General features: G+C 69.4%; 18 protein-coding genes and 1 tRNA gene. 16 read left to right on the forward strand and 3 right to left on the reverse strand.

Annotated elements, in window-relative coordinates:
- The first annotated feature begins 2 nt into the window (after positions 1-2).
- The 6 genes from AZE13_RS16995 (at position 3) to clpX (ending at position 4,940) form a co-directional block, all read left to right on the forward strand.
- A tRNA-Pro gene (locus AZE13_RS16995) sits at positions 3-79 on the forward strand.
- A 178-nt stretch (positions 80-257) separates the two neighbouring features.
- The gene (locus tag AZE13_RS36925) at positions 258-395 is read left to right on the forward strand and encodes a hypothetical protein (protein ID WP_181690360.1); all 138 of its coding nucleotides are present in this window, start codon (positions 258-260) and stop codon (positions 393-395) included.
- Positions 392-1,771: a trigger factor gene (gene tig, locus AZE13_RS17000; protein WP_066931886.1), complete on the forward strand. Its 1,380-nt coding sequence runs from the start codon at positions 392-394 to the stop codon at positions 1,769-1,771. Before AZE13_RS36925 ends, tig begins: the two co-directional genes overlap by 4 nt.
- A 330-nt stretch (positions 1,772-2,101) precedes the next feature.
- Positions 2,102-2,722, forward strand: coding sequence for an ATP-dependent Clp protease proteolytic subunit (locus AZE13_RS17005; RefSeq protein ID WP_066931888.1), 621 nt, complete (start codon positions 2,102-2,104; stop codon positions 2,720-2,722).
- Between the two features lie 66 nt (positions 2,723-2,788).
- Positions 2,789-3,484 (forward strand): ATP-dependent Clp protease proteolytic subunit, encoded by a 696-nt coding sequence (locus AZE13_RS17010; protein WP_066931890.1) that lies wholly within the window; start codon positions 2,789-2,791, stop codon positions 3,482-3,484.
- Positions 3,485-3,656: 172 nt separating this feature from the next.
- Positions 3,657-4,940: an ATP-dependent Clp protease ATP-binding subunit ClpX gene (gene clpX, locus AZE13_RS17015; protein ID WP_066931892.1), complete on the forward strand. Its 1,284-nt coding sequence runs from the start codon at positions 3,657-3,659 to the stop codon at positions 4,938-4,940.
- 115 nt (positions 4,941-5,055) lie between these two features.
- On the opposite strand, the gene AZE13_RS17020 is transcribed toward clpX, so the two are convergent.
- Positions 5,056-6,060, reverse strand: coding sequence for a hypothetical protein (locus tag AZE13_RS17020; RefSeq protein WP_066931894.1), 1,005 nt, complete (start codon positions 6,058-6,060; stop codon positions 5,056-5,058).
- 191 nt (positions 6,061-6,251) lie between these two features.
- Here AZE13_RS17020 and AZE13_RS17025 point away from each other — a divergent pair, with 191 nt between their 5' ends.
- Complete coding sequence (locus AZE13_RS17025) at positions 6,252-8,900, forward strand: valine--tRNA ligase (protein ID WP_066931896.1); 2,649 nt, start codon at positions 6,252-6,254, stop codon at positions 8,898-8,900.
- Here AZE13_RS17025 and AZE13_RS17030 read toward each other — a convergent pair.
- Entirely contained in the window at positions 8,866-10,038 is a 1,173-nt protein-coding gene (locus AZE13_RS17030; protein ID WP_066931898.1) for a hypothetical protein, read from the reverse strand. The genes AZE13_RS17025 and AZE13_RS17030 overlap by 35 nt on opposite strands.
- Positions 10,039-10,379: 341 nt before the next feature.
- Between AZE13_RS17030 and AZE13_RS17035 the strand changes: the two genes are divergently transcribed.
- From AZE13_RS17035 to rodA, 9 genes are all read left to right on the forward strand, one after another.
- A complete protein-coding gene (locus tag AZE13_RS17035) occupies positions 10,380-11,828 on the forward strand; it encodes a peptidoglycan D,D-transpeptidase FtsI family protein (protein ID WP_066931900.1) in 1,449 nt (482 codons plus the stop codon).
- 70 nt (positions 11,829-11,898) lie between these two features.
- Entirely contained in the window at positions 11,899-13,425 is a 1,527-nt protein-coding gene (gene folC / locus AZE13_RS17040; protein WP_066931902.1) for a bifunctional tetrahydrofolate synthase/dihydrofolate synthase, read from the forward strand.
- 2 nt (positions 13,426-13,427) lie between these two features.
- Positions 13,428-13,775, forward strand: coding sequence for a DUF4233 domain-containing protein (locus AZE13_RS17045; RefSeq protein WP_066931904.1), 348 nt, complete (start codon positions 13,428-13,430; stop codon positions 13,773-13,775).
- 103 nt (positions 13,776-13,878) lie between these two features.
- Complete coding sequence (ndk, locus tag AZE13_RS17050) at positions 13,879-14,292, forward strand: nucleoside-diphosphate kinase (protein ID WP_066931906.1); 414 nt, start codon at positions 13,879-13,881, stop codon at positions 14,290-14,292.
- A gap of 294 nt (positions 14,293-14,586) precedes the next feature.
- Positions 14,587-15,606: a rod shape-determining protein gene (locus AZE13_RS17055; RefSeq protein ID WP_003985182.1), complete on the forward strand. Its 1,020-nt coding sequence runs from the start codon at positions 14,587-14,589 to the stop codon at positions 15,604-15,606.
- 308 nt (positions 15,607-15,914) lie between these two features.
- A complete protein-coding gene (gene mreC / locus AZE13_RS17060) occupies positions 15,915-16,847 on the forward strand; it encodes a rod shape-determining protein MreC (RefSeq protein WP_066931908.1) in 933 nt (310 codons plus the stop codon).
- 3 nt (positions 16,848-16,850) lie between these two features.
- Entirely contained in the window at positions 16,851-17,567 is a 717-nt protein-coding gene (gene mreD, locus AZE13_RS17065; protein WP_066931910.1) for a rod shape-determining protein MreD, read from the forward strand.
- A complete protein-coding gene (mrdA, locus tag AZE13_RS17070; RefSeq protein WP_066931912.1) occupies positions 17,564-19,714 on the forward strand; it encodes a penicillin-binding protein 2 in 2,151 nt (716 codons plus the stop codon). The genes mreD and mrdA overlap by 4 nt, the downstream gene beginning before the upstream one ends.
- On the forward strand, positions 19,711-20,928 hold the full coding sequence (rodA, locus tag AZE13_RS17075) for a rod shape-determining protein RodA (protein WP_066931914.1): 1,218 nt from the start codon (positions 19,711-19,713) through the stop codon (positions 20,926-20,928). The genes mrdA and rodA overlap by 4 nt, the downstream gene beginning before the upstream one ends.
- A 7-nt stretch (positions 20,929-20,935) precedes the next feature.
- On the opposite strand, the gene AZE13_RS17080 is transcribed toward rodA, so the two are convergent.
- Positions 20,936-21,397 carry an ATP-binding protein gene (locus AZE13_RS17080; RefSeq protein WP_066931915.1) on the reverse strand — a complete coding sequence of 154 codons (462 nt, stop codon included), beginning with the start codon at positions 21,395-21,397 and terminating at the stop codon, positions 20,936-20,938.
- Between the last annotated feature and the right edge of the window lie 66 nt (positions 21,398-21,463).

Genomic DNA, 21,463 nt, shown 5'->3' on the forward strand with positions numbered 1-21,463 from the left:
GACGGGGTGTGGCGCAGCTTGGTAGCGCGTCCGCTTTGGGAGCGGAAGGCCGTGGGTTCAAATCCCGCCACCCCGACCAGCAGGTTCAGCCCGGCAGCAGCCGGGCTTCCTCCCGCCCGGGCCCGTACCGCCCGAAAGACGCACCGCCCGAAAAGGCGCATGGCCCGGAAGGGCCGCCGGGGCGCCCGTCGCGGCCGCCGGGGCGTTCAAGGTCACGTTGTCGGTGCCATCCTCCGTGCGGTTACTATGCAAGCTGCGTGTCCGTGTGTCTGTGTGTCTGCGTACCGGACGCGATCGGCCGGGCCCGGTACAGCCGGGTGCTGGTGGATCTCAACACCACGACAGCAGCGACAAGCAGAACCCCAGAAGTCAGCCCCAAGGAGACCGAACCGTGAAGAGCGCCGTGGAGACCCTGAACCCGACTCGGGTTCGGCTCACTGTCGAGGTGCCCTTCGAGGAGCTCAAGCCCAGCCTCGACGCGGCGTACAAGAAGATCAACCAGCAGGTCACGGTGCCCGGCTTCCGCAAGGGCAAGATCCCGGCCCGGGTCATCGACCAGCGGTTCGGCCGCGGTGCGGTGCTGGAGGAGGCCGTCAACGACGCGCTCCCGAAGTTCTACACCGAAGCGGTCAACGAGGGTGAGCTGAACGTCCTCGGCCAGCCCGAGGTCGACATCACCGAGCTCAAGGACAACGAGCTGCTGGCCTTCACCGCCGAGGTGGACATCCGCCCGGCCCTGGAGATCCCGGACTACTCCGGTATCGAGGTCGAGGTCGACGCCGTCGAGGTGTCGGACGAGGACGTCGAGAAGTCCGTCGAGCAGCTGCGTGAGCGCTTCGCCTCCACCAGCCCGGTCGAGCGCGCCGCCCAGGACGGCGACGTCGTGACGATCGACCTGGAGGCCAAGGTCGAGGGCGAGGTCCTCGAGGACGGCGTCGCCCAGGACGTCAGCTACACCATCGGCTCCGGCGAGCTGCTCGACGGCATCGACGACGCGGTCAAGGGCCTGGAGAAGGACGGCAGCGCCACCTTCACCTCCGAGCTCAAGGGCGGCTCCGCCCAGGGCAAGGAGGCCGAGGTCACCGTCAAGGTCACCGAGGTCAAGGTCCGCGAACTGCCCGAGCTGGACGACGACTTCGCGCAGCTGGCCAGTGAGTTCGACACCCTCGAGGAGCTCAAGGCGGACAGCCGCAAGCGCCTCGAGCAGATGAAGAAGTACGACCAGGCCACCCAGGCGCAGGAGAAGGTCCTGGACGAGCTGCTCAAGCTCGTCGAGGTGCCGATGCCGGAGAAGCTGCTCGCGGACGAGATCCAGACCCGCAAGCACAACCTGGAGCACCACCAGCTCGGCCAGATGGGTCTCGACCTCGCGAAGTACCTGGAGATCCAGGGCAAGACCGAGGAGGAGTTCGACGCCGAGACCAAGGAGCAGGCCGAGAAGGGCATCAAGACCCAGTTCATCCTCGACGAGCTGGTCAACAAGGAGAAGCTGAACGTCAGCCAGGAGGAGCTCACCGAGCACCTCATGCGCCGCGCGCAGTCCTCCGGTATGTCCCCCGACCAGTTCGCCCAGGCCGTCGTCGAGGGCGGCCAGGTGCCGATGCTCGTCGGTGAGGTCGCCCGCGGCAAGGCCCTCGCGGTGGTCGTCGAGGCCGCCACGGTCAAGGACACCAGCGGCGAGGTCGTCGACATGTCCGACGAGGACGAGACCGAGGCCGCCAAGGCCGAGGGCGCGGACGAGAAGGCCGCCGAGGAGAAGACCGAGGCCTGATGGGCCCGGCTGTCCGGCGCCCCGCGCAGCACGACTGATCACGGGCCCGAACGCGCACCTTCGCGCGATCGGGCCCGTGTGTCGTACCGTGCCGGATCCGGGTTCGGCGGCGGTCCGCCCCGGATGCCGTATCCGACCGGTGAGCCTGCGCTCACAGCGAACAGTTATCGATGTGGGATGGCGTTGTCCTACCTGCGCGTTAGGGTCCGTAGATACGGGAGCAGGGGAGTCCCCGGAACCGCGCCCGGGCGGGATGCGGCGGCGGTCCCCACGCCCCAGAAGACGACGCTGAGACGGCCCTGGCCGTCCGATCAACGAGCAGGTGGACACGTGACGATCCCGAAGCCCTCCGCCGCCGCTGAGCCGACCTACGGCGGCCTCGGCGACCAGGTCTACAACCGGCTGCTCAACGACAGGATCATCTTCCTCGGTCAGCCGGTCGACGACGACATCGCCAACAAGATCACGGCGCAGCTGCTGCTCCTCGCCGCTGATTCCGAGAAGGACATCTACCTCTACATCAACTCCCCGGGCGGCTCGGTCACGGCCGGCATGGCGATCTACGACACCATGCAGTACATCAAGAACGACGTGGTCACCATCGCCATGGGCATGTCCGCCTCGATGGGCCAGTTCCTGCTGAGCGCCGGCACCCCGGGCAAGCGCTTCGCGCTGCCGAACGCCGAGATCCTCATCCACCAGCCCTCCGCGGGCCTGGCCGGCTCGGCCTCGGACATCAAGATCCACGCCGAGCAGCTGCTGCGCACGAAGAAGCGTCTGGGTGAGCTCTCCGCCCAGCACACCGGCCAGACGCTGGAGCAGTGGACCAAGGACGCCGACCGTGACCGCTGGTTCACCCCCGAGGAGGCCAAGGCGTACGGCCTCATCGACGACGTCATGCCCTCCGCCGCCGGTGTTCCGGGCGGGGGCGGCACGGCGGCCCGGGCCTAGAGCCCCGGCCAGCGCCCCGCAGTCGACCCCCAGCCCCACTTCGTCACCAGGACGGTGAACCACCAGATGATCAACTATCCCGGAAGCGGTCTCTACGAGCGCACGCAGGCCGAGTACTCCGGCCCGGTCTCGCAGTTCTCCGGCCCGCAGGCCGAGGCTCGCTACATCGTTCCGCGCTTCGTCGAGCGCACCTCGCAGGGCGTGCGCGAGTACGACCCGTACGCGAAGCTCTTCGAGGAGCGGGTGATCTTCCTCGGGGTGCAGATCGACGACGCCTCCGCCAACGACGTCATGGCGCAGCTTCTGTGCCTGGAGTCGATGGACCCGGACCGTGACATCTCGGTCTACATCAACAGCCCCGGTGGCTCCTTCACGGCGCTGACGGCCATCTACGACACGATGCAGTTCGTCAAGCCCGACATCCAGACGGTCTGCATGGGCCAGGCGGCGTCCGCCGCGGCCGTGCTGCTGGCCGCCGGCACGCCCGGCAAGCGCATGGCGCTGCCGAACGCCCGTGTGCTGATCCACCAGCCGTACAGCGAGACCGGCCGCGGCCAGGTCTCCGACCTGGAGATCGCCGCCAACGAGATCCAGCGGATGCGCACGCAGCTGGAGGAGATGCTGGCCAAGCACTCCACCACGCCGATCGAGAAGATCCGCGAGGACATCGAGCGCGACAAGATCCTGACCGCCGAGGAGTCCCTGGCGTACGGTCTGGTCGACCAGATCGTCACGACCCGGAAGACCTCCGTCTCGGTCTGACCGTGTTCTTCGCGAAGTGAGGCGGAGCGTTGCCCCCTTGGACCGGGACGGGATCGACTGAACCGAGTCGGTCCAAGGGGGGCCCGTACGGGGGGCCCGGCAAGGTACCGTCGATAGGCAAGCACTCGGGTCCGCGGAGCAATGCGGATCCCAGGCGAAGGGGAAGCACCTCGTGGCACGCATCGGTGATGGCGGCGACCTGCTCAAGTGCTCATTCTGCGGAAAGAGTCAGAAGCAGGTGAAGAAGCTCATCGCAGGACCTGGTGTGTATATCTGCGACGAGTGCATCGACCTCTGTAACGAGATCATCGAGGAGGAGCTCGCCGAGACCTCCGAGGTGCGCTGGGAGGAGCTCCCCAAGCCCCGGGAGATCTACGAGTTCCTCAACGGCTATGTGGTCGGCCAGGAGCCCGCCAAGAAGGCGCTGTCGGTCGCCGTCTACAACCACTACAAGCGGGTGCAGGCGGGGGAGAACGGCCCCGGGCGCGGCGACGAGGGCATCGAGCTCGCCAAGTCCAACATCCTGCTGCTCGGCCCCACCGGCTCCGGCAAGACCCTGCTCGCGCAGACCCTCGCCCGGATGCTGAACGTCCCCTTCGCGTTCGCCGACGCCACGGCGCTGACGGAGGCCGGCTATGTCGGCGAGGACGTCGAGAACATCCTCCTCAAGCTGATCCAGGCCGCGGACTTCGACATCAAGAAGGCCGAGACCGGCATCATCTACATCGACGAGATCGACAAGGTCGCCCGCAAGAGTGAGAACCCGTCGATCACCCGTGACGTGTCCGGTGAGGGCGTCCAGCAGGCGCTGCTGAAGATCCTGGAGGGCACCACCGCCTCGGTGCCGCCCCAGGGCGGCCGTAAACACCCCCACCAGGAATTCATCCAGATCGACACCACGAACGTCCTGTTCATCGTCGGCGGCGCGTTCGCCGGTCTGGAGAAGATCATCGAGGCCCGGTCCGGTGCGAAGGGCATCGGCTTCGGCGCCACGATCCGCTCCAAGCGCGAGATCGAGTCCAAGGACCAGCTCCAGGACGTGATGCCGGAGGACCTGGTCAAGTTCGGGATGATCCCCGAGTTCATCGGCCGGCTCCCCGTCCTGACCTCCGTCCACAACCTCGACCGCGAGGCCCTGCTCCAGATCCTGGTCGAGCCGCGCAACGCGCTGGTCAAGCAGTACAAGCGGCTCTTCGAACTCGACGGCGTGGAGCTGGACTTCGACCGCCCCGCCCTGGAGGCCATCGCCGATCAGGCCATCCTCCGCGGCACCGGCGCCCGCGGTCTGCGCGCCATCATGGAGGAGGTCCTCCAGGCGGTGATGTACGAGATCCCGTCCCGCAAGGACGTCGCCCGCGTCGTCATCACCGAGGACGTCGTTCACTCGAACGTGAATCCGACCCTGGTGCCCCGCACCCGGGGCGACGCGGGGGAGCCGCAGGAGAAGAGCGCGTAGCGCCCGTACCCAGGACACGCCGTCCCACGGAGACGCCGTCCACGGACACACAAGAGCCGCCCGGCAGACGAGTCTGCGCCGGGCGGCTTTCCGGTGTCACGGGTCCGGCCCGCGCCTACTTCTCCTTGCGGACCTCGTTGCGGACCTTGGCCGTCTTCTCGGAGAGCTGCTCCGCGGTGAGCGGCGAGGCGCTGGAGACACCCCCGGACGGCGACGGGGGAGTGGCCTGCGACTGGACGAAGCCGATCGCGCTGCTGTCGCCCCAGATGCAGAGCGAGACCTGCTGGGAGGCGCTGACCCCTTGCAGTGTGGCCGTGGCCTTCTGCGTCTGGCACTTCATCACGGCGCCGTCGAAGTCGCCCGGTGAGTACTCGCTCTTCGGCGTGACCGTCTCGACCTTGGCGCCGGTCTGCTCGGCCCTCTTGCGCTGGCTCTCCTCCAGCTTGGCGAAGAACTGGTCCACGGCCCGCTCCGGGTCGCCGACCTTCCCGTAGACGCCCCCCACGCTGAGCAGCAGCTTGCCGACGTTGCTGTACCCGCCGTTCACGGCCTTGCCGTCCGTGATCCCCATCGCACGCAGTTCCTTGTCGTCGGAGAAGTCCTTCGGCGTCTGGCCGCCCGACTTGCCCGGCAGCTTGCTGTACTCGTTGTTGAGCAGGCTGTTCGGCAGCGAGATGGTGTACGGCTTCACCTCCCCGCCCGGGCCGAAGGCGAAGTACGCGCCCACGCCGATGGCTGCGACGAGCGCCACCGCGCCGGCGATCAGGCCGATCTTCTTGCCGTTGCCGCCGCCGGTCTCCGGGGGGCCCTGCGGGATCAGGCCGTAAGGGGTCTGCTGGCCGCCGTAGGGGGAGCCGGGCTGCTGGCCGAAGGCGGGCTGGGGGGCGGGCTGCTGGGGGTAGCCGTAGCCCTGCTGCGGGGGCACCTGGCCGCCTTGCTGAGGGGGCACCGGAGCGCCCTGCTGCGGGTAGCCGTAGCCCTGTTGCGGAGGCACCTGGCCGCCCTGCTGCGGATAGCCGTAACCGGGCTGCGGAGCCGGCGGCTGCTGCGGCTGGCCGTACGGTCCGGGCTGCTGGGGCTGCTGCCCGTACGGGCCGGGAGGCGGCTGGTTGTAGCTCATTGAGCGGTTCCCCTCGTGACAACTGAGGACAGTCGAACTTCTGTGTGATGCTGCTGTGCGGCGGCGCCGCGTGGTGAAGTCTGGTGACGTCTTATGCGTTGCTCACATCCTGTACGACGGCACCGACAGCCGTTGCCCCGGGTGCCAAACCGATTCGAAGCTGGTACATCCGCGCCCGTACACTGTCCGTCGTGACCGAGAACACTCAGCAGAGCAACCACAGCGCCCCCGAACTGCCGACTCAGTACACGCCGGCCGATGTAGAGGGGCCGCTGTACGAGCGCTGGGTAGAGCGCGGTTACTTCGAGGCCGACGAGAAGAGCGACAAGCCGCCGTACACCGTCGTCATCCCGCCGCCGAACGTCACGGGCTCCCTGCACCTGGGGCACGCCTTCGAGCACACCCTCATCGACGCGCTCACGCGCCGTAAGCGGATGCAGGGCCACGAGACGCTCTGGCAGCCGGGTATGGACCACGCGGGCATCGCTACCCAGAACGTGGTCGAACGCGAACTCGCCAAGGAGGGCGTGTCGCGGCACGACCTGGGGCGCGAGGCGTTCGTCGAGCGCGTCTGGCAGTGGAAGGGCGAGTCGGGCGGCCAGATCTCCGGCCAGATGCGTCGGCTGGGCGACGGCGTCGCCTGGTCGCGTGAGCGCTTCACCATGGACGAGGGCCTGTCCAAGGCCGTCCAGACGATCTTCAAGCGGCTCTACGACGACGAGCTGATCTACCGCGCCGAGCGCATCATCAACTGGTGCCCGCGCTGCCTGACCGCCATCTCGGACATCGAGGTGGAGTACCAGGACGACGACGGTGAGCTGGTCTCGATCCGCTACGGCGAGGGTGACGCCTCCATCGTCGTCGCCACGACCCGTGCGGAGACGATGCTGGGCGACACCGCCGTGGCCGTCCACCCCGAGGACGGGCGGTACGCCCATCTCGTCGGCACCGAGATCGAGTTGCCGCTGACCGGCCGCCGGATCCCGGTCGTCGCGGACGAGCACGTCGACCCGGAGTTCGGTACCGGCGCGGTGAAGGTCACGCCGGCCCACGACCCGAACGACTTCGAGATCGGCCAGCGGCACGGCCTGCCGTCGCTCACCGTCATGGACGAGCACGCGGTCATCACCGTGCACGGCCCGTTCCAGGGCCTGGACCGGCTCGAGGCCCGGTCGGCGATCGTCGGCGCGCTGCGCGCCGAGGGCCGGATCGTCGCCGAGAAGCGCCCGTACACGCACTCCGTCGGGCACTGCTCGCGCTGCAAGACCACCATCGAGCCGCGGCTGTCGATGCAGTGGTGGGTCAAGGTCGGCCCGCTGGCGAAGGCGGCCGGTGACGCGGTCCGTGACGGAAAGGTCGCGATCCACCCCAAGGAGATGGAGTCCCGCTACTTCGGCTGGGTGGACAACCTCCACGACTGGTGCATTTCGCGGCAGTTGTGGTGGGGGCACCGGATCCCGGTCTGGTACGGGCCGAACGGTGAGGTCGTCTGCGTCGGGCCGGATGACGAGGCGCCCACCGGCGAGGGCTGGCATCAGGACACCGACGTCCTGGACACCTGGTTCTCGTCGGGTCTGTGGCCGTTCTCCACGCTGGGCTGGCCCGAGCGGACCCCGAGCGTCGAGAAGTTCTACCCGAACTCGGTGCTGGTCACCGGCTACGACATCCTGTTCTTCTGGGTCGCCCGGATGATGATGTTCGGGCTGTACGCGATGGACGGCACCCCGCCGTTCCACACCATCGCGCTGCACGGCATGGTCCGTGACCAGTTCGGCAAGAAGATGTCCAAGTCCTTCGGCAACGCGGTCAATCCGCTGGACTGGATGGACAAGTACGGTTCGGACGCCGTCCGCTTCACGCTCGCCCGTGGCGCCAACCCCGGCGTCGACGTGCCGATCGGCGAGGACTGGGTCCAGGGGTCCCGGAACTTCGCCAACAAGATCTGGAACGCCACCCGCTTCGCGCTGATGAACGGCGCGACGGTGGCGGGCGACCTGCCGCCCGCCGAGCAGCTGTCGGCGACCGATCGGTGGATCCTCTCCCGGCTGAACTCGGTCGTCGCCGAGGTCGACGCGTACTACGACGACTACCAGTTCGCCAAGCTGTCGGACACCCTCTTCCACTTCGCCTGGGACGAGGTCTTCGACTGGTACGTCGAGCTGTCGAAGACCACGTTCGCGGCGGGCGGCCCGGCCGCCGACGCCTCGCGCCGGGTGCTGGGCGAGGTCCTGGACGTCACGCTGCGGCTGCTGCACCCGGTCGTGCCGTTCGTCACGGAGACCCTGTGGACGGCGCTGACCGGCGGTGAGTCGATCGTCATCGCCGAGTGGCCGACCGCTGTGTCCGTTCGTGGGGCCGACGCCCCGGGGGGCTTCCGTGACGCGGCCGCCGAGAAGGAGATCGAGACCCTTCAGCAGGTGGTGACGGAGGTCCGCCGGTTCCGCTCCGACCAGGGGCTGCAGCCCGGCCAGAAGGTCCCGGCGCGGCTGGAGCTGTCCGGTACCGGCCTGGCGGCGCACGAGGCGGCGATGCGCTCGCTGCTGCGTCTCCAGCCCGAGGGCGAGGGCTTCACGGCCACCGCCTCGCTGCCGGTCGCGGGCGCCACGGTCGCCCTGGACCTGTCCGGCGCGATCGACGTGGCGGCGGAGCGCAAGCGGCTGGCCAAGGACCTGGCCGCGGCCCAGAAGGAGCTCGCGCAGACCACGGCCAAGCTCGGGAACGAGGCGTTCCTCGCCAAGGCGCCCGAGCCGGTCAAGGAGAAGATCCGTACCCGCCAGGCCGCCGCCGAGGCCGATATCGCGCGGCTCAGCGCCCAGCTGGAGGCCCTTCCCACGGCGTAGTCCCCGCTTTCCACGCGGCTTCCGCAGGCCCCACGTCCGAAGGGATGTGGGGCCTGCCCTTTCCGGCGCCGCGGCCCCGCTCCCGTACCGGCCAGAGGAGGACGTACCCCGTGGACACGGCCACGAAGGCCAGGCGGATCAGCCCGCGGGCGGAGTCGTCGGGGACGACGAAGACGCTGCCGTAGAGGATCAGCAGGGCCAGCCAGCTCCACCAGGGGACCAGCCGGCGCTGACCGATGACGTCCCAGAGCAGGGTGCCGAGCAGCACCGACGCGGTGTAGTACGTGTACACGCTGGGGTCGAGGACGATCCGGGCGTTGGCCCCCAGCAGGACCACCGCAGCCCACCGGCCCCGCCAGACGGCGATACCGCCCAGGGCGAGGCCGAGGGCGGCCTGGGCCGGGCGGTCCCAGCCGGGGGTCTCCGGATCGCCGACGCCCAGCCAGCGCAGCGCGGACGCCGGGTGGTTGGGTATGGCGAACTTGGCCGCGGCGAAGGACTGCGGATCGCCGACGAAGAACGGGAGCCAGGCCAGCGCCACCAGGCCCGCGCACCACAGGCCGGCCCGTAGCCACTTCTCCCGGGGGAGCGCCAGCAGCAGCGGCACGAAGGCCAGCGCGGTGGGCTTGGAGTCCATCGCCAGGGCCAGGAAGACACCGGTGTGGGCGGCGTGGCCCCGGGTGACGGCGCGTACCGCGAGGGCGGTGAAGAACAGCGCCAGGACGTCGTCGAGGTGCCCGAAGCGGACCGCGACCTCGATCCACATGGGGATGAAGGCCAGGCCGGCGATCAGGACCCGCTGCCGCAGCCGCTGGTGGTTGGTCCCGGTGCCCAGGAAGTACGTGGCGGCGCTGCGCCCGGCCAGTACGAGGATGACCAGGCCGAGTACCGACATGATGGCCAGCGCGAGGAACTGGCCGACGTGCTCGGGGAACGGGTTGAACAGGCCCGCGATCAGGAAGCTGACCGGGCCCATCTGGAGTTCGGGGTGGTGGGCGTAGAGGTTGAGGCCGCCGGTGCTGTCACCGCCGTAGATCAGCTCGCCGCCGGTGCGCAGGTAGTGCCAGGAGAAGCCGCCGTTGGGCACCACCACGGCGAACCACAGCGCGGTCCAGGCGGTGAGCAGCACCAGGTGCATCCGCTGACTGATTGCCGGCACTCGTCTTCGCTCCCGCTCTTCCGTCCGCTGTGTGCTGATGACCACGGGGCGTGCCGGTGCCGGTGGCCACCGGGTGCGTACCGGTGACCACCGGGTGCGCACAGCCCGCCATGGAAGAGCGGTGAACGCGGCAGAAAGTTGCCCTGGCCAGCTGTTTTCGATGTGATTCGGCTGATTCGAGCCGTTCTTACGGTGCTCTCATGGCGCCTCCGGGGCGCTCTCATGGCGCTCTCAGGAAGCCCGGGCACGGTGGGCCGGAACGCCGGAGTCCGGCGGACCGTACGTCCAGCAGCACGTCCAGCAGCGAGGAGCCGCGCCCGATGAACAAACCCCTGCGACGGGTCTCGGTCTTCTGCCTCGTCCTGGTCCTGGCACTGATGGGCTGGGTCACCTGGATACAGGGGGCCAGGGCCAGCGCGTACCGGGACGACCCGCACAATCCACGGGTCGCGATCGACAAGTACGGGGCGCCGCTGGGCAACATCCTCGTCGGCGGGGAGCCGGTCACCGGCTCCGCCGCCACCTCGTCCACCCTGAAGTACAAGCGGACCTATAAGGACGGCCCGCTGTACGCGCCGGTCACCGGTTTCAGCTCGCAGATCTTCGGCAGCAACCAGCTGGAGAGCCTCTACGGCGGCCTCCTGGACGGCTCCGACAGCCGGCTGCGGAACCCCGCCGACGCGCTGACCCGTACGCGCGCCAAGGGCGGCGATGTGGCCACCACCATCGACCCGAAGGTGCAGAAGGCCGGCTACCAGGCGCTGGCCGGCAAGAAGGGCGCGGCGGTCGCCATGGACCCGGCCACCGGGCGCATTCTGGGCCTGGTCAGCACCCCGTCGTACGACCCGGGGAAGTTCGCCGGGTCCTCCGCGGCCGACCAGAAGGCCTGGCAGAAGATGTCCGGTGATCCGGACGACCCGGAGGTCAACCGGGCGCTGCGGCAGCCGCTGCCGCCCGGCTCCACCTTCAAGCTGGTGGTCGCCGCGGCCGCGCTGGAGAACGGCCTGTACTCCTCGGTGGACGAGCCCACCGACAGCCCCGACCCGTACACCCTCCCGCACACCCGCACCACGCTGAAGAACGAGAACGCCGCCGCCCCCTGCAAGAACGCCACCCTCCGCACCGCGCTCCAGTACTCCTGCAACACCGTCTTCGCGAAGATGGCCGTCGACCTGGGCAAGGACAAGGTCAGGGCACAGGCCGAGAAGTTCGGCTTCAACAACGACAAGGTGGACACCCCGGTGCGGGCGGCCAAGAGCGTCTACCCGTCGGACATGGACCAGGCGCAGACCGCGCTGTCCGGTATCGGGCAGTTCGACGACCAGGCCACCCCGCTGCAGATGGCGATGGTCGCCTCGGCCATCGCGGGCGGCGGGGAGCTCAAGGCCCCGCAGCTGGTCGACAAGCTGACCGACGGGGGCGGCAACACCGTCCAGGAGAACAGCCCGCGGACGTACGGCAGGGCCATGTCGGCGCGGACCGCCGAGCAGCTGCGGTCGGCGATGCGTACCGTGGTCGAGCAGGGCACCGGGGCGAACGCGAAGATCGACGGCCTGACCGTCGGCGGCAAGACCGGTACCGCGCAGCACGGCGTGGACAACAGCGGTACGCCCTACGCGTGGTTCGTCTCGTACGCCGAGGACGGTGCGGGGCACCAGGTGGCGGTGGCCGTGATGGTCGAGGACAGCGACGCGGCCCGCGGCGAGGTCTCCGGCAACGGGCTGGCGGCGCCGGTCGCCCGGGCGATGATGAAGGCGGCGCTGGGGTAGCGGGGCTCCGGGACCCGGCTGCCACCGGCGGACCGCACCGCTGTCAGTGGGGCCTCGTAGACTTGTCCTCGTGAGCGAGCGCCCCCGAAACGACGATCCCGACCCGACCGACCCGACCGACGACGCCTTCGACGAGCTGGTCGAGGCCGAAACGGACCGGGACCCCGACCTCGCGGTGATCGAGGCCGGCAGCCGGACCCTGCGCGCCCAGGCCGGACCGCCGCAGGGGGACCAGGTCCCGGCCCGCCCGGCCGACCCCGAGGTCGACCGTGCGCTGCGCGCCGTCGAGGAGGAACTGGCGGGCCGCTGGGGCGAGACCAAGCTCGACCCGTCGGTCGAGCGGATCGCGGCGCTGCTGGACATCCTGGGCTCGCCGCAGCGGGCCTACCCGTCCCTCCACATCACCGGCACGAACGGCAAGACCAGTACGGCCCGCATGATCGAGGCGCTGCTGGGCGCCTTCGACCTGCGCACCGGCCGGTACACGAGCCCGCACGTCCAGTCGATCACCGAGCGGATCAGCCTGGACGGCAGCCCGATCTCCGCCGAGCGGTTCATCGAGACCTACCGGGACATCGCCCCGTACCTGGAGATGGTCGATGCCCAGCAGGAGTTCCGCCTGTCGTTCTTCGAGGTGCTGACGGCGATGGCGTACGCCAGCTTCGCGGACGCGCCGGTGGATGTCGCGGTCGTCGAGGTCGGTATGGGCGGCACCTGGGACGCGACGAACGTGATCGACGGGGACGTCGCCGTGATCACCCCGATCGCGCTGGACCACACCGACCGGCTGGGGGAGACGCCCGAGCAGATCGCCGTGGAGAAGGCCGGGATCATCAAGAAGGACGCGACGGTGGTGCTGGCCCAGCAGCCGGTGGAGGCGGCGTCGGTGATGCTCAAGCGCGCGGTCGAGGTGGATGCCACGGTCGCCCGTGAGGGCATGGAGTTCGGAGTGCTCTCCCGTGAGGTGGCGGTCGGCGGCCAGATGGTGACGCTGCGCGGGCTGGGCGGCGAGTACCCGGACGTCTTCCTTCCGCTGCACGGTGCGCACCAGGCGCACAACGCCGCGGTGGCGCTCGCCGCGGTCGAGGCGTTCTTCGGCGTCGGTTCGGAGCAGGCCCGGTCGCTCGACATCGACACCATCCGCTCCGCGTTCGCCGCGGTCTCCTCGCCGGGCCGGATGGAGGTCGTCCGCCGCAGCCCGACGGTGGTGCTGGACGCGGCGCACAATCCGGCGGGCGCGCACGCGGCAGCCGAGGCGGTCACCGAGGCGTTCGGTTTCAGCCGGCTGGTGGGCGTGGTCGGCACGAGTGACGACAAGGACGTCCGGGGCTTCCTGGAGGCGTTCGAGCCGATCTTCGCCGAGGTCGTGGTGACGCGTAATTCCAGCCATCGTGCGACGGATCCCGACGAGCTGGCGGCGGTCGCCGTGGAGGTCTTCGGGGCCGAGCGGGTGCAGGTCGAACCGCGCCTCGACGACGCCCTGGAGGCGGCGATCACGCTGGCCGAGGAGGAGGGCGAGTTCTCCGGGGCGGGCGTCCTGGTGACCGGTTCGGTGATCACGGTCGGCGAGGCCCGGATGCTGCTGAGGAGGAGCTGACCGTGCGCACGCTGTGTGCCAGCACCCTGATAGGCGAGTTCTTCGTGATCGGTTTCGCCGGTCTGGTCGCGATGCAGCTGACCGACCTGCCGAAGGCCACGATCTGGACGGTCAGCGGGATCGCGATGCTGCTGAGCCTCGTGCTGTGCGGGATGCTGGGCCGCCCCGGCGGGGTGCAGCTCGGCTGGGCGCTGCAGATCGCGCTCATCGCCAGCGGTTTCGTCGTACCGACGATGTTCTTCCTGGGCGCGGTGTTCGCCGCCCTGTGGTGGGCGTCGGTCCACTTCGGCCGCAAGGTGGACGAGGCGAAGGCGCGTTGGGCGGCGGAATCCCCCACGGGGAGCGCCTGACGGCGTGCCTGCGGCGGAAGCGGCCGACCGCCTTCGTGGCCACTCCGGCCCCCCTGTACCCTCAGGGCACCCGCTGACCGTTACGTATACAGGGAGCCCCTTCGTGAGCCAGCGCACGCTCGTCCTTCTCAAGCCCGACACCGTCAGGCGCGGCCTGATCGGCGAGATCATCGGCCGTATCGAGAAGAAGGCCGGATGGACGATCAGCGCGCTGGAGCTGCGGACCCTCGACCGGGCCATCCTGGAACAGCACTACGCGGAGCACGTCGGCCGGGACTTCTACGAGCCCCTGGTGGAGTTCATGTCCTCGGGCCCGGTCGTGTCCATGGTCGTCGAGGGCGAGCGGGTGATCGAAGGCGTCCGTGCGCTGGCCGGTCCGACTGACCCGATTGCCGCGCCAAGTGGGTCCATTCGTGGGGACTTCGGAACGATCACTCGGGAGAATCTGATCCACGCATCCGATTCCGAAGAGTCCGCCGAGCGCGAGATCAAGATTTTCTTCCCCGCGATTTCCTGACATCTCGTCAGTTGTAAACCCCTCGTGACCAGGGGCGACCGAGAAAATACTCGGTCGCCCTTTGGTGTATACGACACGATCGGGGGAACGCATCACCCCGACACGACGTCACCATTAAGGGGGACGGGTGCGTGTACGGCTGACAATGGCGGAACAGCCTCCCGGCGTGTTCGAGTGGATGCACTACGAACTACGATGGAGGCTTCCGCGCCATAGCGCGCATCACCTCCTGCCGACCTCCAGTAAGCATTCGCTCCAGTTGGGAAGGCCAGACGTATCCTCATGGGGAACAACATGTCGTTCATCGGCCGTGACATGGCTGTCGACCTCGGGACCGCCAACACGCTGGTGTACGTCAGGGGCCGCGGAATCGTTCTCAACGAACCGTCGGTCGTGGCCATCAACACCAACACCGGCGGCATCCTCGCGGTGGGTGCTGAGGCGAAGAAGATGATCGGACGCACGCCCGGCAACATCGTCGCCGTGCGGCCCTTGAAGGACGGCGTGATCGCCGACTTCGAAATCACCGAGCGGATGCTCCGCTACTTCATCCTCAAGATCCACAAGCGGCGCTATCTCGCCCGCCCCCGGGTCGTGGTGTGCGTTCCCTCCGGTATCACCGGAGTTGAGCGCCGCGCGGTCATCGAGGCCTCGACCCAGGCCGGTGCGCGGCAGGTGCACATCATCGAGGAGCCGATGGCCGCCGCGATCGGGTCCGGTCTGCCGGTCCACGAGGCCACCGGCAACATGGTGGTGGACATCGGCGGCGGTACGACCGAGGTCGCGGTCATCTCGCTCGGCGGAATCGTCACTGCCCAGTCCATCCGGGTGGCCGGCGACGAGCTGGACAACGCCATCATCCAGCACATCAAGAAGGAGTACAGCCTTCTGCTGGGCGAGCGCACCGCCGAGAGCATCAAGATCACCATCGGTTCGGCGTACGACCTCGAACAGGACGAGCACACCGAGATCCGCGGCCGTGACCTGGTCTCCGGGCTGCCGAAGACCGTGGTCATCTCGGCCGCCGAGGTCCGCAAGGCCATCGAGGAGCCGGTCAACTCCATTGTCGACGCGGTCAAGACGACCCTCGACAAGTGCCCGCCGGAGCTGTCCGGCGACGTCATGGACCGCGGCATCGTGCTCACCGGAGGCGGCGCCCTGCTCCGCGGCCTCGACGAGCGGCTGCGCCGCGAGACCGGTATGCCCATCCACATCGCCGAGGACCCGCTCGACTCTGTCGCGCTCGGTTCCGGCAAGTGCGTCGAGGAGTTCGAGGCGCTCCAGCAGGTCCTCGACTCCCAGCCCCGCCGATAACCGCCTTGCGGTTCCCGACCGCGCCGCGGCCGTCCTGCGGTCCGCGGCGGTCGGGCACCGTGGCGGGACGATCCGGTCCACCCCGTCCCGCCGATGTGCTCCGCACAGACGAAACCTTCGCGAAGACGGAACCCCTGATACGGATCACCGCCGCGAATCGTTGATATACAGGCACCACACCTCCACAGACACGGTGCGCCGGCGTTCACCGCCGCACCGTTACAGCAAGGCACAACGCTCAACTCCCGAACGAGACCGGCGGGGCCCGCAGCCGGCCGGTCCTACGAGGAAGGACACGGCCGCCGCACGTGAGGGACACACGAGAGAGCCGGCTGCTGCTGGTGCTGCTGGTCGCGATCGCGTTCGCGCTGATCACGGTCGACATCCGCGGCGGTGAACAGTCCCCGCTCGATGGTGCCCGGCAAGTCGCCGCCTCCGCCTTCGGCCCGGTCGAGAGCGGCGTCGCCCACGTCGTCGACCCGGTGGGCAACGCCATCGGCGCCGTCCGGGACTCCGGCCGCCGGCACAGCCGGATCGCCACGCTGGAGCACGAGAACGAGGCGCTCAAGGCCAAGCTCGGCTCCTCCGACCGCAACCGCAGCCGCGCCGCCGAGCTCGACAAGATCCTCAAGACCGCCGGCACCGGCCAGTACGCCATCAAGGGCGCCCAGGTCATCGCCATCGGCTCGGCCCAGGGCTTCTCCTGGACCGTCACCATCGACGCCGGCAGCCGCGACGGCATCGCCCGGGACATGACCGTGCTCAACGGCGACGGTCTGGTCGGCCGGGTCACCACCGTCGGCGCCGACACCTCCACCGTGCTGCTCGCCGCCGACCCGGACTTCACCGTCGGCACCCGCATGGAGAAGACCAACGAGATCGGCTTCGCCAACGGGCAGGGCGTCAACTCGCTGCGCGTCCAGCTGCTCAACGGCCGGGCCGCGGTCAAGCAGGGCGACCGGCTGGTCACCTTCGGCTCCAGCAAGGACAAGCCGTTCGTGCCGGGCGTGCCCGTGGGCCGGGTGGTCAAGGTCGAGCCCTCCAACGGCGATCTGACCCGCATCCTCCAGGTCCGCCCGTTCGTCTCCTTCTCCCAGCTCGACATCGTCGGCGTCGTCGTCCAGCCGCCCCGCGAGGACCCGCGCGACACCGTCCTGCCGCCCCGGCCCGCGAAGCCCAAGCCGGCGCCCACGGTCACCGTCACGGCCACCCCCTCCGCCAGCGCCTCCCCCAGGGACTGACCGATGCGCATCAACCGGATCCTGCTCTCCGCCCCGCTGGTGGTCGTCGCCCTCGTCATCCAGGTCGGCGTCCTCGCCCGCCTCCAACTGCCCGGTGCCGTACCGGACCTGCTGCTGCTCGTCGTCCTAGGCCTCGCGCTGGTCTACGGACACGTCGCCGGCTCGCTCATCGGCTTCTTCGGCGGGCTGCTGGCCGACCTCGCCCCGCCCTCCGACCACGCCATCGGCCGCTATGCGCTGGTGCTCTGCGTCATCGGCTACATCGCGGGCCTGACCAAGCCGGACACCGGCCAGCACCGCTCGGCGACGCTCCCGCTGATGGTCGTCATCGGCGCCGCCATCGGCTCCACCCTGATGTACGCCGGGGTCGGCTCGCTCGTCGGCGACACTGCCGCCCGGCACGTCGGCGTCCTCGGACTGCTGCTCAGTGCCACCTTCTACGACCTGCTGCTGGCGCCCTTCACCGTCCCGCTGGTGATGGCCCTGGCCCGCAGGACGGAACACGAATCGGTGATCGGCGACGGCACCGGCAGCCCCAGCGGCACGGCGACCAGGGACACCGCGTACGGCTGGCTGCACACCGGCACCGGCCTCAAGTCCAGCCGCGGCGCCATGAAGTCCCTGCGCACCGGGACCCGGATCGGCAGCCAGCGCGGCGGACTGCTCGGCAAGTCGTCCCGCGACAAGGCGGGCCGCATCAAGGGGGTCAAGCGGCTGTGACCAGTCTTCCGGGAACCCGGACGTCGCGGGTGACGGTCCGGCTCATCGCGCTCCAGATCCTCGTCTTCTCCCTGCTGCTCACCCTCGGCGGCCGGCTCTGGTACCTGCAGATCCGCAACGGCGAGGAGTACGCCAACGAGGCGCGGAGCAACCACGTCCAGCAGGTCATCGACCCCGCCACCCGCGGCGCCATCCTCGACGCGCGCGGCGTACCGCTGGCCGACAACCAGACCCGGCTGGTCGTCTCCGCCAGCCGTACCGAGCTGCTGAAGATGAAGGACGACGGCAAGGCCGTCCTCGGCCGGCTCGCCAAGGTGCTCGGCATGTCCGAGAAGGAGATCCGCAACAAGGTCCGGCTCTGCGACTCCAAGACACCGCAGCCCTGCTGGAACGGCTCCCCCTACCAGCCGATCCCGATCACCGACGAGGCCACCACCCAGCAGGCCCTCCAGATCCGCGAGCGCGCCGAGGAGTTCCCCGGCATCAGCGCCGAGCCCACCGCCGTCCGCCGCTACCCGTCCCCGGTCGACGCCAACACCGCCCAGGTCCTCGGCTACCTCTCCCCGGTCACCGACGAGGAGATCCAGAAGGCCAAGAACAGCAACTCGCCGTTCCTGCGCTCCGACCAGATCGGCCGGTCCGGGCTGGAGCGGCGGTACGACGAGTACCTGCGCGGCAAGGCCGCCGTCACCCGCTACGAGGTCGACAACCTCGGCCGGGTCATCGGCCAGGCCAAGAGCGACAAGGGCCAGGCCGGGTCCAGCCTGATCACCAGCATCGACGCCCGCGTACAGGCCATAGCGGAGAAGCAGCTCGACCAGGCCATGAAGGAAGCCCGTAAGCAGATGGACCGCAACACGGGCACCAACTACAAGGCCGACTCGGGCGCCGTCGTCGTCATGGAGGCGAAGACCGGCCGGGTGGTGGCGATGGCCTCCAACCCCAGCTACGACCCCAACGCCTGGGTCGGCGGGATCTCCGGCAAGGACTACGCCCGCCTCACCGGCAAGTCCTCCAACTACCCGCTGCTCAACCGCGCCATCCAGGGGCAGGCCGCGCCCGGCTCGATCTTCAAGGTCGTCTCGACCGCGGCCTCGGTCAACGCCGGCTACGACTTCAACGGCAGCTACCCCTGCACCAGCTCGTACAGCATCGGCGGCCAGACCTTCATGAACTTCGAGGGCCAGGGGCACGGCAGCATCAACCTGGGCCGCGCGCTGGAGGTCTCCTGCGACACCGTCTTCTACCGGCTCGGGCACGAGGAGTGGAAGAAGGACGGCGGGGACAAGCCCAAGAAGGACGCCCACGACTGGTTCTACAAGACCGCCCACCAGTTCGGGCTCGGCAAGGAGACCGGCATCGACCTCCCCAACGAGGTCTCCGGCCGGGTCCCCGACCGCCGGTGGAAGAACGCCTTCTGGGAGGCCAACAAGGACGCCTGGTGCGCGCAGGCCAAGGCCTGGCCCAAGAAGAAGGACTTCCACACCAAGCTCGCCCGGGAGGGCTGCCTCGAAGGCATGAAGCTGCACGCCTACGACTCGATCAACTACGCCATCGGCCAGGGCGACACTCTCGTCACCCCGATCCAGATGGCGACCATCTACGCCGCGCTCAGCAACGGCGGGACGCTCTACAACCCGTCCGTCGGCAAGGCGATCGTCAGCCCCGACGGCAAGGACATCAAGACGATCAAACCCACCTCGCACGGCCGGCTGCCCGTCACGCCCGCGACGCTCCGGCAGATGGACGCGGCACTGGCGGGCGTCGCCGAACGCGGTACCGCCGCCTGGCGCTTCCAGGGCTGGCCGCAGGACAAGATCCCGATGCACGCCAAGACCGGTACCGCCGAGGTCTACGGCAAGCAGACGACCTCGTGGTTCGCGACATACACCAAGGACTACACGATCGTCATGACGATCTCCCAGGGCGGCACCGGCTCCGGTGCCTCCGGCCCGGCCGTCCGCAACATCTACAACGCCCTCTACGGCGTCGACGAGGAGGGCAACATCCACCAGGACGCCGCCCTGCTCCCGAAGCCGCAGGCCGGCCTCCCCAAGATCGAGAGCGACGGCACGATCGCGGCCCAGCCCATCAAGCCGTACCGCCTGCCGACGCCGTCGCCGTCCCCCTCGGAGAGCCCACAGTGACCACCACCGGCCGCACCTCCCGGGCGTTCTCCATCCGGCGCTACACCCCCGAGCTCGGCACCTGGGGCAGGCTGACCGCGCGGGGCTCGGTGCTGCGCAGGCTGGACTGGGTGCTGCTGCTGTCCTGCCTGCTGCTGTCCCTCATCGGCTCGGTCCTGGTCTTCTCCGCCACCCGCAACCGCACCGAGCTCAACCACGGCGACGAGTACTACTTCTTCCTGCACCATCTGCTGAACGTCGGCATCGGACTGGCGCTCGCCGGCGGCACGATCTGGCTCGGCCACCGCACCCTGCGCGGCGCCATCCCGGTGCTGTACGTCCTGTCCCTCGTCCTGTCGGTGCTGGTGCTGACCCCGCTCGGCGCCACCATCAACGGGTCCCGTTCCTGGCTGGCGATCCCCGGCGGCTTCTCCCTCCAGCCCGCCGAGTTCGCGAAGATCACCATCGCGCTCGCCATGGCGATGGTCCTGGCGTCCCGGGTCGACGCGGGCGACCGCCCGCACCCCGACCACCGGACCGTCGTCCAGGCCCTGGCCCTCGCCGCGGTCCCCATCGTGATCATCATGCTGATGCCCGACCTCGGCTCGGTCATGGTGCTCGGCGCCGTCATCCTCGGCGTACTGCTCGCCTCCGGCGCCTCCAACCGCTGGATCCTCGGCCTGGTGGGCACCGGCGTCGTCGGCTGTGTCGCCATCTGGCAGCTCGGCCTGCTCGACGACTACCAGATCGCCCGCTTCGCGGCGTTCGCCAACCCGAGCCTCGACCCGGCCGGCGTCGGCTACAACACCAACCAGGCCCGGATCGCCATCGGCGGCGGCGGACTGACCGGTTCCGGCCTCTTCCACGGCAGCCAGACCACCGGCCAGTTCGTGCCCGAACAGCAGACCGACTTCATCTTCACCGTCGCCGGTGAGGAACTGGGCTTCCTGGGCGCGGGCCTGATCATCCTCCTGCTCGGCGTGGTGATGTGGCGCGCCTGCCGGATCGCCCGCGAGTCCACCGAGCTGTACGGCACGATCGTGGCCGCCGGCATCATCGCCTGGTTCGCCTTCCAGTCCTTCGAGAACATCGGCATGACCCTCGGCATCATGCCCGTCACCGGTCTGCCGCTGCCGTTCGTCTCGTACGGCGGCACCTCGATGTTCGCGGTCTGGATCGCCATAGGGCTGCTGCAGTCGATCCGCGTCGGACGCCCGCTGTCCGCCTCGCGCTGACGCCGGGTCAGCCCCCGGCGTACAGCTCGAACCAGAGCGCGGCGGACCGCGGCACGCCCGCGTACGGCGTGATGCCCCAGTCGTCCGCGAGCCGGCTGGTGAGCAGCAGCCCGTGATCCGCGTACGGCTGACCGGCCGCCGGGGCGTACGGCCAGCAGCCCCGCACCGGAAGGCGGACCGGCGCCTCGTCGTACACGCTGATCCGCAGCCCGTGCCCGGCCGTCAGCAGCCTCAGCAGGATCTCCGCCGAGCGCGGGGTCCGCAGATGGGAGCTGGTGACCGCCTCCGAGGTCAGCAGCACCGCGGTGTCCACGAGCGGGGCGAGGTGCGTCCCGCGCAGCACCGCCCGGATGAAGTCGCGGGCGGCCTTCGGGGCGGTGGGCCTGCTCGGCGCCGCCAGCAGGAACGGGCGGGCGCCCGTCGCGACACGGATGGCGGTCCGGGCGGCGGCTGCGGTGTGGGGGTGCACGGGTCTCCCTCCCCGAAGGGGCCTGCTCCTGGAGGCCGGCTGAGCGAGCGCCGGCGGTCACGTTTG

This window comes from Streptomyces sp. NBRC 110611, from assembly GCF_001590865.1.
In the GTDB taxonomy this organism is placed as follows: domain Bacteria; phylum Actinomycetota; class Actinomycetes; order Streptomycetales; family Streptomycetaceae; genus Streptomyces.